Annotated in this window: 13 protein-coding genes and 2 pseudogenes; 8 read left to right on the top strand and 7 right to left on the bottom strand. The window is 41.8% G+C overall.

The annotated features are described in order from the left end of the window. Nucleotides 1-692: pseudogene (locus AB6E85_RS25310) on the top strand (hypothetical protein); the annotation flags it as partial. A gap of 79 nt (nt 693-771) precedes the next feature. On the opposite strand, the gene AB6E85_RS25305 reads toward AB6E85_RS25310, so the two are convergent. The 4 genes from AB6E85_RS25305 to AB6E85_RS25290 form a co-directional block, all read right to left on the bottom strand. Continuing rightward, a complete protein-coding gene (locus AB6E85_RS25305) occupies nt 772-1,182 on the bottom strand; it encodes a hypothetical protein (protein WP_372144710.1) in 411 nt (136 codons plus the stop codon). A gap of 68 nt (nt 1,183-1,250) precedes the next feature. Next, entirely contained in the window at nt 1,251-2,141 is an 891-nt protein-coding gene (locus AB6E85_RS25300; RefSeq protein ID WP_372144708.1) for a hypothetical protein, read from the bottom strand. A gap of 216 nt (nt 2,142-2,357) precedes the next feature. Beyond that, nucleotides 2,358-2,735 (bottom strand): hypothetical protein, encoded by a 378-nt coding sequence (locus AB6E85_RS25295; RefSeq protein WP_372144706.1) that lies wholly within the window; start codon nt 2,733-2,735, stop codon nt 2,358-2,360. Continuing rightward, nucleotides 2,732-3,247, bottom strand: coding sequence for a ParA family protein (locus tag AB6E85_RS25290; RefSeq protein ID WP_372144704.1), 516 nt, complete (start codon nt 3,245-3,247; stop codon nt 2,732-2,734). The genes AB6E85_RS25295 and AB6E85_RS25290 overlap by 4 nt, the downstream gene beginning before the upstream one ends. A gap of 272 nt (nt 3,248-3,519) precedes the next feature. On the opposite strand from AB6E85_RS25290, the gene AB6E85_RS25285 reads away from it, so the two are divergent. From AB6E85_RS25285 to AB6E85_RS25275, 3 genes are all read left to right on the top strand, one after another. Then, complete coding sequence (locus AB6E85_RS25285; protein ID WP_372144703.1) at nt 3,520-4,080, top strand: hypothetical protein; 561 nt, start codon at nt 3,520-3,522, stop codon at nt 4,078-4,080. 383 nt (nt 4,081-4,463) lie between these two features. Continuing rightward, entirely contained in the window at nt 4,464-5,951 is a 1,488-nt protein-coding gene (locus AB6E85_RS25280; RefSeq protein ID WP_372144701.1) for a UvrD-helicase domain-containing protein, read from the top strand. Nucleotides 5,952-5,958: 7 nt separating this feature from the next. Further along, the gene (locus AB6E85_RS25275) at nt 5,959-6,531 is read left to right on the top strand and encodes a competence protein CoiA (protein ID WP_372144700.1); all 573 of its coding nucleotides are present in this window, start codon (nt 5,959-5,961) and stop codon (nt 6,529-6,531) included. Between the two features lie 691 nt (nt 6,532-7,222). On the opposite strand, the gene AB6E85_RS25270 is transcribed toward AB6E85_RS25275, so the two are convergent. Together AB6E85_RS25270 and AB6E85_RS25265 are read right to left on the bottom strand one after the other, a co-directional pair. Continuing rightward, on the bottom strand, nt 7,223-8,167 hold the full coding sequence (locus AB6E85_RS25270; RefSeq protein ID WP_372144698.1) for a hypothetical protein: 945 nt from the start codon (nt 8,165-8,167) through the stop codon (nt 7,223-7,225). A 209-nt stretch (nt 8,168-8,376) separates the two neighbouring features. Continuing rightward, the gene (locus AB6E85_RS25265) at nt 8,377-9,213 is read right to left on the bottom strand and encodes a hypothetical protein (protein ID WP_372144697.1); all 837 of its coding nucleotides are present in this window, start codon (nt 9,211-9,213) and stop codon (nt 8,377-8,379) included. A 298-nt stretch (nt 9,214-9,511) separates the two neighbouring features. Here AB6E85_RS25265 and AB6E85_RS25260 point away from each other — a divergent pair, with 298 nt between their 5' ends. From AB6E85_RS25260 to AB6E85_RS25250, 3 genes are all read left to right on the top strand, one after another. After that, on the top strand, nt 9,512-10,738 hold the full coding sequence (locus tag AB6E85_RS25260) for a tyrosine-type recombinase/integrase (RefSeq protein WP_372144696.1): 1,227 nt from the start codon (nt 9,512-9,514) through the stop codon (nt 10,736-10,738). Beyond that, nucleotides 10,738-11,190: a hypothetical protein gene (locus tag AB6E85_RS25255; RefSeq protein WP_372144695.1), complete on the top strand. Its 453-nt coding sequence runs from the start codon at nt 10,738-10,740 to the stop codon at nt 11,188-11,190. The genes AB6E85_RS25260 and AB6E85_RS25255 overlap by 1 nt, the downstream gene beginning before the upstream one ends. A 153-nt stretch (nt 11,191-11,343) precedes the next feature. Next, nucleotides 11,344-11,589 (top strand): hypothetical protein, encoded by a 246-nt coding sequence (locus AB6E85_RS25250; protein ID WP_372144694.1) that lies wholly within the window; start codon nt 11,344-11,346, stop codon nt 11,587-11,589. Between the two features lie 339 nt (nt 11,590-11,928). On the opposite strand, the gene AB6E85_RS25245 is transcribed toward AB6E85_RS25250, so the two are convergent. Continuing rightward, the gene (locus AB6E85_RS25245) at nt 11,929-12,306 is read right to left on the bottom strand and encodes a hypothetical protein (RefSeq protein ID WP_372144693.1); all 378 of its coding nucleotides are present in this window, start codon (nt 12,304-12,306) and stop codon (nt 11,929-11,931) included. A 542-nt stretch (nt 12,307-12,848) separates the two neighbouring features. Between AB6E85_RS25245 and AB6E85_RS25240 the strand changes: the two are divergent. Next, a pseudogene (locus AB6E85_RS25240) lies at nt 12,849-13,318 on the top strand (hypothetical protein); the annotation flags it as partial.

Below are 13,318 nucleotides of genomic sequence, written 5' to 3'. Positions count from 1 at the left end.
CGCGGTTAGAAAACTGGAGCTCCGAGCTAACAAAAGTTCAGAGAAGCTGGATTTCAGCAGTTAAGCGTATTTGCTTGGGGAATGTATCCATCGATTGTCAGTGTGGACGTTATCAATACTGGTATAGGTATGTTGCAACAGCTGGAGGGTTTGCTTTACGTCCTCATGAAAAAGACTTTCCGAAGATCCGAAACCCTAAACTAACTGGATGCTGCTGTAAGCATCAATTGAAAGCACTGGCCGCACTAAAATCCCCAACCGTACAAGCTCAGCTTGCTAAACACTTACAAACACAAGCAGAAAGTACTGGGTTCTCATCTGATAAAGACAAATTTCTTTCGAAGGATGATAGGGAGAGGCTAGAAAGAGCAAAACCGAGAAAGATAGATCAATCCGAGGCAGAAAAATTTATTAAGAAGCAGGAGCAAGCAATGAAGACATTTAAGCGACAGTTGAAAGATGCTAGTTATCTTAAGAAACTCGAAAAGGAAGCCGCTGCGTTAAGAGCTAAGCTTAAATCTGTAAGTAGAGAAGCTGCTCGTGCCGAGAAGGATGAGCTGAAAGCTCAATTACGGTTAGAGCTAGACCGCGCAAAAATGTACGGAAAGAGCAAGACTGACGCTATCAAAGTTTTTGCGTTTGTGAAGAAATTTAAGATAAAGGATGTGCAGAACTTGGCAAAAGGGCTCTAGTTTTATTAAGTAACAGTTTCTTCAAACCGTAACTTAGATTGCTTACTCGATAAAAAGCCCCCATTAATGGGGGCTTTAATTAAGGCTGAATTGCCATTTTCTTTAGTCCGTCCCAAGAGTCATTACGCGCTCTCCAAATGGACAATCTCTTTTGAGCTTGAGATAAGCACCTTTTAACGTAGGTTTCTACATCGCACATATCTTCTAACTGTATTTCCATGAAGTCAGAGATAAATTCACTATCGAGATCACCAAGGAATAATGATGATTTTTCCCTTAACATTTCTGCTGGTATTGTTGTGTAACCTTGGTGAGCTGCATTGATAGATATTTCTTCAAAAGCTAATGGGTTTGCTGTTTGGCAAAACTTAAATAAGGCACTTCGCATAGCTTGATCTGTTTTATCGCAGAGGACTGATGCGTCGTGGATTCTTGCTCCAAGCAAAATTGATTTCACTGCGTATATCGTGTCTTTATCAAAATTCTTCATAATCCGTACCAAAAACTAAAACTGTGATGATCAATAATTTAGGCATAGCGTGACCATGTAACGCCAGTTCACGATAATGTTGGTGTTTGTATATCCGCGAGTTTTTGACTTATTTCGGTAAGCCTTCTTTCTGAGCGGTCAAGGTAGCGTTGAGTTGTCGCTATATCCCCGCTTCCGTTACCGTGACCAATGAAAAGAGAAGCGCTCATGATATCCAGCGCATTAGCTATTCGCTGAACTGCAGACTTTCGAGCTGAGTGCAGCCCTAAACGAATACCTTCCAGTAGTTCTTTAAACTTATTAGCTTTGGTTTCCAGTTTGTTCCTGATGACCATGATTACCCTGTAAACAGATTGACGCGTTACTGGTGAAAAGCTGCTGGCTCGATTGGATTTGAGCTCACAAGCAGGAAATAAGAAGCCTCCTAGGTTTTCATATTTATCACAACGAGCTTGAAGCATCTTTTTGATTGCAGGATAGCGGCTAAAATCAATTCTACGGGCTTTTGGCGCATTCTTTAGGGCTAAGGATTGATAATTCTTTAAATTTGACTCTCTGTGTTGTTGGCGAGCTTTCTTGTACTCAACTAATAGGTCGTATTCATCTGCCAGAGCTTCAAGCTGATTCAGGTCTGTACACATTCTGACTAAAAGTGGTGCTAAGTCGTTATTGATCGCAGCTCGTAGAAACTTTCGGCCCTCAGTTAGCCAGTTCACATCAATCATTTTATTTGTGGCTTTGGTTACGTGTGCTCGCAGTTGCTTTGAGTCGGTGAGAATTATCATATTAGATTTTAAATCGATATGACTAGCCTGTAATTCTCGGGCTTCGCTGTTCCGTAAACCAAAAGTAAGGCAGAGCTGGAACATGTCATGCCAGAACGAACCTAGAAGTGAGGCTTCATGCATGAAGCTTTTTTCTAACTCTTGTGGGATTGCATCAACGCTTAAGCTTTTCATGACTTAGACCTACCCAAGTTTAGCGATAAGGTTTCGCAACTGTCGGTTAGTCAGGTATGGCGCAATGCGTGGTATGTCTGATAAGGTAATGCTGTTAATCATTAGGGTGTACTCCTAGTGGTTGATATGAGCCGGTGGAAGGTAGAAGAGTCACCGGCTTTCTTATGTGCCAATTATAATAGTATATACTAATCTGATTTACAAATAGTAATACCGTTATTTGCTAGCTATTAGGCCTTTGCACATCTTAATGTACTGCTCACGACTAGATTTTGCGCCAGTAAGCTCAAGTGCTTTCTTGATAATCGCTTGTTCGTAAGCATTAACTTTCATCGTATGGATGCCAACTCGAATCGCTAGGGCTTGCTCATTGTCAGATAGATATTCTGTCAATTCATCAGGTGACATAGCATCGACTTTTGACTTTTCATCGTTGTAAGCATCAAGATTCTTTTTGCGGTGTTCTTTTTGATAAGCTCGGGTTTCTACACGCTGCTTTTCAATGACGGCTGCCTCTGTGGTCAACTCACCACGCTGCTCAACTGGCTGTGATAGTTCTTCTAGTTTGGCTGCTTTCTTCTTCAATAGACTCATGCGATCACCTCATGGATAAATTCTGAAATTTCGTTTCTTGTCCTGGCTGTATCTCGCTGTTCTGAGAAGTCTTCAAGTTGAGGCATTATCCATTTAACCGAAGTCATATCATGCTGCTCTAATGTCTCTCGTCTAGCTGCCAATGATTTACTATTAGCTCGGGTCTTGGTGAAGACGAACTGTGATTTATCTTTGATGCCATATTCATTTAGCCTACCCAGTAAAAAGCCCAATTCTTTTAAATCGTTCTTGCCGGTGTTCATTGGAATAATGACCTTTGCATCTTCACCGCTTGCCGCTTTTAGTAGTTCCACGTTATCAGCTGTAAATGCTCCTGCTGTGTCGTAAAGGAAGAAGTCAGCCTCTTCATTGTCGATTAACGTAACGTGTTGCTGTTGGTCTGTGTTGTCCACATGGACGCTATGCCCTAGACGTTGAAGTTCTCGGGCTGTGTACTCGCATAAGGTGGACTTACTCACACCGCCTTTTGTGTTGAAGAATATAATGTGCATCGTACTTACTCTTAGTATTTACTAATCGGATTAACTAATAGTAATAACTTATCCAACCAATGCCAATGAATTAAAGAGATTTTTTGAAGTGGGCGCAATCTGTATAAATGATCATTCGTGAGAATATTTAATGCGAAAGGTTTGATTTAGTTTCCAATCTTTACAGTTTGGAAATAAAACCGCATTCACTAGCCTTTTTGGATACATCGCAAAAAACGAAACAGTGATCGTGTGATACAGTGCAGTTCATCGAGATAAAGCCACTGACACTAATGACAAAGAAACGCCCCCAACTTGATAAGCCCGTACACTGGCAACCGTTTAGACTGGATGATGTAACTTATGACCTATCACATTTAGATTCTCATGTAGTGGAACTGGTACACACTGCTCAAGGTAACAAGGCTGCAATCACCTACCGTTTTCATGTGACCTATTCGTTTCATTGCTTTGCTAAAGCCTATCCAGAACAAAGCGAAGAAGATCGCAAGCGTTTGGAGTACGTCACGCACAAAGAGGCTCGACCATTTTGCTTTAAGCGGTATGAACTAAGTAAAAATTTACCTGAGATTGTCGAAAACCTAGATAGTGCGAAGTTAATTTTCCATGCTGGGTATGAGAGCTTTGCTGTCTGCGAAGTGAAGAACTTAGACGGTGATGACGTAGATTATTTCGTAAACTTTGTGGCGTATCGAGAGAAAAAGAAACTAAGGCTACACATAAAAAGCGCATACCCTTTAGGTGAAAAATTGGGTAAGGTGAAGAAAGTAAACATCTTTGCTATCGCTCGGGCGGTTCTTCAAAACAAGCCATTACCCAAACCCCAGAAATAACAAAACCCCCTATATATGAGGGGGTTTCGCCTGAATAAATCAGGTATCCAGAACGCCATTACCGGGCAAGGCCTCGACCGTTAGACGGTTGCGGAGTGTCACACCGAAGTGTCTCTGTTGCACTCTATGATGTAAGTTTTGATCACACGTGACCTTTAGTCAATATTTAGTTTTTCTGGGAAATGCCTTTTTGATAAAAATAAAGGGAAGAGGTCGAATTCTGCCCTGTATCTGTTCTATATACGAAGGATTTTACATTTCTTCGTGTATAGAATTATTCTCAACAAGAGCAAATGAAAGGTTGTTCGTGTTGAGAATAACTCCTAATGATAGCAAATTACGATTTGTTGTCATTGGGAACTTATCTCACTACAAGGAGCATTATGTCTCAACAATTTCTTCCTTCGTTTGATGGAAAGACACTCACTAAGGAACAGTGCGACATCCTGGATAAAGCATTATTAGGCCAAAGCCTTATAATAAATGCGTTTGCCGGAACAGGGAAAACTTTCACGCTCCGCGCACTGGCATCCAAGCCACTATCTGATAAGAAAGGTCTTTATCTCGCTTTCAACAGAAAGATTGTTGACGATGCTACAACTGCATTTCCTGAGAGCATTGAGTGTAGAACAATTCACTCGCTTGCATACAGAGATGTTGGTGTGAAGTACGCGAGGGCTGGCCGTATGAAGCAATTCCTTAATGCATCGATATTGTGCGATAAGATATTAAAAGGCAGCCCAGATTTATTCGGTGTTCCGCCTATCCGTGTATGCAGCATGATTCTTTCGGGAATAGAAGCATACTGCCACTCTGCCGATACAGAAATCACACACCAACACCTGAACAGCATTAATTTCGCAGGTGTATCTGCAGAGCTTGTCTATGAATTCAGAGAAACCCTGTTGTACTTTGTAAATTCAGTGTGGGAACTTCTCAACAATTCTGCCAGCGACCTCCCGATCACCCCTTCTGTCTACCTGAAACTTTGGGCACTGAAAGAACCTCAGCTGAAGTACGACTATATCCTTATAGATGAAGCTCAGGATCAAAACCTCGTTGTCATCGATTTGCTATCCAAGCAGTCTCATTTACAGCAGATTTGGGTAGGCGATAAATATCAGCAGATTTATGGATTCAGAGGAGCCCATAATGCACTAGAGTCCATTGATATTGAGACCCGTTGCTCTCTAACGCAGTCCTACAGGTATGGTGAAGATATTGCGAAGTATTGCAACAGCCTTCTCAGCGTTCATTTCGGGGATAATACAGATATAAAAGGTTTTCCGGGAATAAAGTCAGCTCTTTCTGATGAGTTTGAACCTGATGCAATTATTTGTCGGTCGAATTTTGCAGTTATCGCCGAGGTAGCATACCAAACCTATATCGAGAAGAAGAAAGTAGCTGTCAACGCAGATGTACGAGCCTTGAGTAGTGACCTGAAAGAGGCACAGAAACTCTTCGATGGTCAGCGTTCAAAGCATCCGGACTTCATTCTATTCAAGGATTGGCTTGAGGTTGTCAATTTCTCCAAGACAGATGAGGGTGTCCACCTAAGGACAATGGTAAATCTCGTAGAGCAATACTCTATTCCTTTGCTCCTAGATCTCCTGTACCGGGTGCAGTCTATCAAAGAAGTACACGCAGATATCGTAGTGACGACTGCGCACCAAGCGAAAGGAAGGGAGTGGGATATTGTCAGGCTAGCGGACGATTTCAGAGGCCAGGGGCACCGTAAATACAGTGAAGAAGAAGGCCGCTTATTGTATGTAGCGGCAACACGAGCAAGGAGTGTTCTCGATATATCTGATTGCTTGGCTGCGGCACTACCCACACCAGAAGTCTTAACCCCAGAATGCATCGCGGAGTAAGTAGGATATGCCATTCATCGGACATGACAATGAAAACAACAGGCGGGTAAACATTCTGGATTATGACTCCCCGAGAGAGTCATTCAAGAGAGGGCAGATAATCTGCCGCTACTGTAAAGAAGAAATGGTCATTCGGGGAAACTCGCAGTCCAGTGTCCCGAAAATTCACTTTATGCACCTATCCAATGAATGCAAGAGTGAATATAAGCATCACCCAGAGAGCCCTGAACACCTGTACTTTAAAGAGCTACTGGCTACAGACTTAGCCAAAGATCTGAAAGAGTACCAAAGTGCAAAAGTAGAGATTGAGTGTCCTGTTGACTCAATCAAAAGGATCATTGACGTGGCTTTCATTTTCCCCAATGGCTGGGTTGTGGCCCACGAAGTCCAGTTAAGTGCAATCACGCCTGAAGAGTTAGAGGAAAGAACGAATGACTATCGACGTGCAGGAATCGATGTTTCTTGGTGGCTTGGCAAAAAAGCAAATACCAGCAAGAATCGGCAGTGGTGCTACGAGAACCTTGGCGAATGCCACTCCATTGATTACGAGAAATTGGTTCAGCATACGTCCGAAAGATAAAATGGTTAAGTATGGCTCTAGGGAGCCCCTGCCGTGCAGCTCACTTTGGTGGAGTACCTCGTCGGACTGGTCAGGTGAACTCTCATACCCGATTATTCCGGCAGATAAAGAAAGGGCTCCCAATCAAGTAATGCTTCCACATACGCTGGCTCATAGGCTACTTTTTAATACACTCCTTTGCTGGGCATTATATACGCCCCTGCCCAAATCTAGGCTCTTAAAAGGAATAGGCTCCCCGATCCATCAATCTCAGGCGGCGGCTCTTCTGGGGGCATGGGAGGATGTTGGGGTTCTGATCAAAACAGGAAAAGGAAAAACAGCAGCATATAAGATCATTGATGGCTATCGATACGGCAGTTGGCCAACAGCTACGAATGAGCAAAGAAAGCACTGTTATCAAAGAGTATTAAGGTACTTTCCATCCGAAATCAACCTAGACGCAGTTAAAGAAAGAGCTACCAACCAAAGAAAGCTCTGCACTGATAGCCCTGATTTTTCTCTTTAAAAATAGTTAGTTAAACTCTTGATGTGCAATATTCCCCCAATTTTAGCGTGACCACTTATACGGAGAATGAACTTTTCGGGGAAATGTGCGTAAATACCCCTACAACCATCGATAATAACAATTATGGATGGTTATCATACAGGCTCGATGGAGCTTAATAGTTACGTTAATGGTTATTAACGTAACCTAAAGTGAGCCTGTAACAGGTTCTAGCCAACGCAATTGAATACGATTATGGTTATCGCGATAGTATTCAGCATGCCCCATTGCTACATGGGATTCATTAATCTCCATAAACATTGCATTAGCAGCCTCTTTTGCTTGTTCTGGAGTTCCTCCAAAGGCATTTATCTCTAAATCTTGAATATCTTTAGCCTTGTTGTGCTCTCTTGCAATTACATAGTTTAGATAGCGTTTGAACGACTTCGCTATTTCAACCCCTGCTTTAGTGTGAATACCGATAAGTTTGCGAGCACCACTGGCAGTAATGTGCCCTTTTCTCGCGGCTAGTTGCAGAGATTTAGCATCATTAGCGAGAGTACCAAAAAATTTCATAAAGAAAGAATCAGATGGGAATCCATTATATTTATTACTCTCTTTAGAGAGATCTTTTGATCTTACACTGCACTTTTTGTTAGTGTTAATTTCTTCTGAAGCATTGGTATTACTAGGCTTAGGAGTGTTTTCCACATCTGACCGACTCAACTGCACTTTTTGGCGGTTAACATAGGCATTAGCTGCTTTGGTCGCCCAGTTTATAGCGCCTGAGAATGCATCTTTAACGGTGGATAGGTTGATTTGTATGTGTCGTTTGGTTTGCCAAGCAGCATCATTTCTGGTGTGTGTACGAGAAATAAAGCCTTTTATCTCAATGACGTTGAGCAGGTTAAACATTGCTCGCTCTTTTATAGGCTTTACACCGTAACGAGGGGCTGCGTTGTTATACATATTTAATAGGCGCGTTGTAGATGCAAAGCAATCATTGCCGTGCTTCATGATGTGCGCAGCTATGACTTCCAAAAGGCACGCAAGCTTACACTCGCCTTTACTGCGAGTTTGGCTGATGTTTTTTGCCTGTGTTTTGAATCCGGCTTGAATGTAACGAGGGTTTAGTTCTAGATTTACGTTCACACCAACCCGCACTTATGGCGGTTTTGGGTTTGTGGTTTTTTAAGCATTTGGTTATACTCTCTTCAGGATTTATTCCTAGACCCAGATTTCGTATACCTTCCGCCAAGTTGATAGTACGAATCTGGGTTTTGTTTTTTCTGCGGAACAATCTTAATCTTAAAAATCAATTAGCTCAATGATCTATCAGGATCATTTTGGAAAAATGGCGGCTAGGCTAGTTTTACGCGTCGTGGATCGTAAGGCTTGGCGTACTTCCCTACTTTTAATTCCAGCGTCAAATTGAGCATGGCGCACAACTCTGCTGGCGAGACAAAAAGCATGACTGCCTGACTGAACTCATCAGTAATTGATGCGTTATCTTGCCCTCGCATTTTTGATAGGTAGTACGTACTGTACAAAAAGCCTCTGTTATTAGCCCTCACCAGAATGTCGCTGATGAAATCAATTCCGACCTCTTTGAAGTTTGTGGTTTCATTGGCAAACCCACGCTCAAGAGCCCACCCCCAAAGCGTACTACTCACCCAAACAGTTTCAAAGACACCGGCACAGCTTAAACGCCAATGCTTTCGGCGTTCCGAGATGCGGTTGTGATCTGCCAGTCGTTCAGCTGACTCATCTGGTTGAATAAGGTTTGGGTCAAAAGCCTCTTTAATCGCTCCGACAGAAAACAAATCTTTTGTTGGTTTCATTTTTTGTGATTCACCCAGCGACCAGATAGTTTGAGTGCCAAATCCTCCATGCAAATCGTCTCTGAACTCAGATGCTATAGGTGGCTTCCCTAGAGTTGTTTTGCCGGCTAAAACGAAGTGGCATTCTACGGGAGAGACAAAATCGAACATCGTCTCGAGATGCCCTTTCATATCAAGCCAAGCTTCTGCGCTTGAAATGCACGGTAAGAACTGATGACCAAAGTTATAACCTCTGCTGTGTGCCAGCTCGATTAGCGTCCAGATTTTCTCTTCTTTTGCTGTCTTGAGGAGATCAAAAATTGTGGTCATGTATTCATGTCGAACACTGAGAACCTTTTGGATGACATTTTCACTCATGCGTGAGTTTCCTTATTACGATCGTTTTGTAGGGAGTTTACTGAGATGGTTGTAGTCACGCCTCGACAAAAAAATGTTGTTTAAAGCGATCGTAATTTAGTGAGAGCAGACTTAACCTCTGCTAAAGTGTATGCTTAATGAAATGCTTTTTTACGATCTTTTCAAAGTAAGCATTTAAAAACAATGAGTTAAATATTAAAGTAAAACTCTTCATTAGTGTTTTACTTTGATTTTCGACTAGCATTCGTTGAAAGGTCTTCCTCTTCACCAGTGAGAGCTTGAATAAAGGAGCTGTAACGTGCCGAATTTAACAGCAAAGCAAGTGGCAAGCGCTAAACCAAAGGACAAAGCCTATCGACTTGGTGATGGAGGTGGGCTGTATTTTTATGTGCGAAAATCGGGGGCTAAATCGTGGGAGTGTCGTTACATTCAGCCTAGAACGGGAAAGCCTACTTTTCTTGGGTTGGGTGGATACCCTGAAATTTCTCTCGCAGAAGCTAGGAAAAAAGCACAAGAAGTTAGGCACTATTTGAGTGATGGAATCGATCCAAAGCTCAAGAAAGCAGAACAGAGAGCGAAGTTACTTAGCGATCAGAAAAACACACTAAAAGCTGTCGCTAAGCTTTGGCTTGATGCCAAAAGCAACGCTATCAAAAAGGAAACAGAGACGAAAATATGGCGTAGTTTGGAGAATTACGTGTTGCCAAGTTTGGGTAGTATACCTGTATCCAAAATTACTGCGCCCATGGCCATTTCTGCTTTAAAGCCGGCAGAGGCACAAGGTAAGCTTGAGGCTGTCAAAAGAACCTCCCAGCAATTAAATGAAATTATGACCTATGCCGTGAATTATGGACTGATACAAGCAAATCCATTAACCGGTATTAGGGAGGTTTTTAAGAAATCCCAAACGGTGCATTTTAATGCTTTAAGTCCACAGGGTTTGTCTGAGTTGGTGATGACAATTGGCGCTGCAGAGCTTCCTACATCGATGGAAAGCTTGATTCTTTGGCAGTTGCACACAATGGTTAGGCCTAGTGAGGCTGCAGGAGCTATGTGGTGTGAAATTAATTTCGAAAGCAAGCTTTGGACTATTCCTCCTGAGCGTATGAAAATGAACAGAGAACACCAGGTCCCATTAACGAAGCAAACTCTAGATGTTCTTGAAAAAATGTATCAGATTAGCTCTCATAGGAAGCATATCTTCCCTTCTATTCGAGACCCTAAAAAGCCGATCGGTGCAATATCTGTTAATCGAGCCTTAGGTGAGCTTGGCTTTTCTGGTAAAACAACGGCACATGGATTCCGTTCTTTGGCATCAACGACTTTAAATGAACAGGGTTTTGATGCTGATTTAATAGAAGCGTCATTGTCACACCAAGATAAAAATGCGGTTAGAAAAGCCTATAACCGGTCTCAATATTTGGAGCAAAGGAGAGTGGTAATGAGCTGGTGGAGTGAGCATATAGAGAATGCTAAAAGTGGTAATATACAACTTAATGGAACTAAAGCATTAAGAGCGATTTAATGAATAAAAAAAACGATTTATCTAATCCTGAATTGGCTGAAATATACATCATCACTCTATTTGCAAGACTATATGAGTGCTGGCCTACAAATACACCAGTAACAGCTCAAGATATAACAGGGATAGAGTTTGATATGGAAAGTTTATTCTATCCAAACGCTCCTGATATCCCGAATGAGTGGGATGTTTGTAAGAGCCTGCTTAACTGGCTAGAGATGGAGGGGTATATTTTTGGTGATCGTTCTGGTGGAGATGCGTTCACGTGGAGAAGTTGCCAGCTAACACAAAAAGCCATAGAAGCAATGAAAAGCTTACCCGATCCTTTAAACCCTGAATCGAAAAGAACTCTAGCTGATGGTATTTTGGATGCAGCCAAGGATATGTCTAAGCAATCCATCCATGATCTGATAAAAATAGGAATGAGCTCCCTTTATCAGCAAATATCAGGCTAACTAAGTTGAACCAGGTTATCCATTCTCAATGTTTGAGTACCAGCTTTATAGATAACGGCGTTACCCATAAAGCTGGGAGGAAATTGAGAGCGCTTGAAAGAAATGGCATTCAATAGAACTAAGGTATTAAAGATCATTTAAGGTAAAGTTAATATGAAAAGCTACAAATTTAAAATCGTGGTTGGTGGTGTAGAAATCAAATCTCATGACGACCTCTTATTTATCTCTGATGCCTTATATGAGGCTGGATGTACAGACTCACACCCAGAATCACACGGAAAAAGTTTGCATGTCAGGTTTGATAGACTGGCGGACTCTTATGATGCAGCGGTTTCCTCTGCTGTCCGTCAGATTGAATCAATAGCAAAATTGAGCTGCGCCTCTATTCAGAAATCATAGCGAATATTATTTCGTTATCACCAAGGTAATAATTACTTTCCTTTAGAGGTGCAACTTTCGGCTTTTAAGGGTGTACTCTAATTGGGGTTTATACTTCAGACTCATGCGATAGTGCTGAAATTTAAGCGGAGTTACCCAATTAGAATACACTTTGATGTGGTCATATATACTTGATGTAGTTGAACAGGGTAAAACATACTTGAAACGGACGGTTTTACCCAATTAAAGTACACTCACATTTCGGAACTGTCCTGTATGGCTGCTGGTTCCCTCTTTGACTACATGTATATTCACTGTCGCCTTTTTCATGAAAGAGGAGGGACAATCTTTGATTGTCATTTAAATGTTTAACGTCTTCTCACCACGGCGAGCCCGCCAGTAATTCAATAATTTTAATGCAGCATCTTTAGAGTTATTTTTTAACTTGTAAACAGTTACCGTTTTATTCCGGACCCTATCCTTGTTTGACTCTATCTCTATCCCGTCCATCCTTCTTAACGCATGTATTGGTTGAGATAAATGAGCTATGTCAACGCCAGCATCCTGAACTGAGTAACGATGACAATCTCCTTCAACTAACATTTGCTGCAATACTGTTTCTAAAGCGCTTGGTTTTTTAGGTTTACTTCTTTTACGCTGTTTTTTTTGTGATTTTTTCTCTAAAGCCTTAACTCTGAGGGTAAGTTCATCAATCATAATCATTAACTCTTTACTCATAAGTGTGCACCTTTGTTGCGATCGTTATCTTGACAAGATTTAAACGCGCCCACACTTACAAGTCCGCAACACATTTCTGTTAAACCGGTTAATTGAGGAGCCTTACTTTGTTTGGTTCTATCCATTAAGTGAGATAGCAACGAGATTGTAGATAAAAACAGCAAACCTGTAAGACTGCGCTGCACTTAGACAGTTAAAGGTTTAGCGAATCTATCAGGTAAGAGGATACAAAGAAGTGGCGTTTTTTTGAATAAACTCGATCACTAAGCCGTGTTTTGGGTCGTTAGTGATCGGCTTGTGATCGCTTTAAAGACCAACCTTTTCCTATGCGTTTTTAGTTGATTTTAAATAAAAACAATACCTTAATAAATGTAAACGGGGGGCGCTTGCCTTTGCCTGCAGCGCTTGGTGGGAATTTTGGCGCGAAACAAATGGGTTTCGATCACCAAACACCAAGTGGTAGGGCATTTAAATTTTTCTGTTAGCGACAATCGATCTTATGTGGCGTTAACTTCGATAGAAATTAACGAGGATTTAAGACGATGCTTAAGAATGTCAGGCTACAGGACAAGCTATTTAATCAAAGACGAAAAGCTCAAAAATTAGAAAGAGGCCAGGCTACTCAAACCCTTTCTCCCTCGATGCTCCAGCAAGCGATAAAGAAAGGTGATATCCCTAGTCACTTCTCGGTGTTACTTGGAAGCAATTCCAATGGTCAACCCTTTGAAATTGAAGATTTAAAGGGGTTTGATAAGGCGAGAAAATCACTCGATAAGAAATGGAAAAGCGATAAGGGTGCACCATTAAACCAACTCATTGCAGCTTCTAGGCCCGTAGATGTTCAAAGGGCAAATACAGAAATCAAAGTAGCGCGACTCTATAAGGTTCGCGGTGACCTGCTGCACTTTAATGTCACCGCCTCGGGCAAGCACGGCGAAGGGAGCTATCAAGTTCGTGCGCGGTTAGAAAACTGGAGCTCCGAGCTAACAAAAGTTCAGAGAAGCTGGATTTC

Source organism: Vibrio sp. 10N.247.311.51 (assembly GCF_041467855.1).
Taxonomy (GTDB): domain Bacteria; phylum Pseudomonadota; class Gammaproteobacteria; order Enterobacterales; family Vibrionaceae; genus Vibrio; species Vibrio coralliirubri.
Note: the sequence above shows the minus strand (reverse complement) of the source record. Positions and strands in the feature narration are given on the sequence as shown.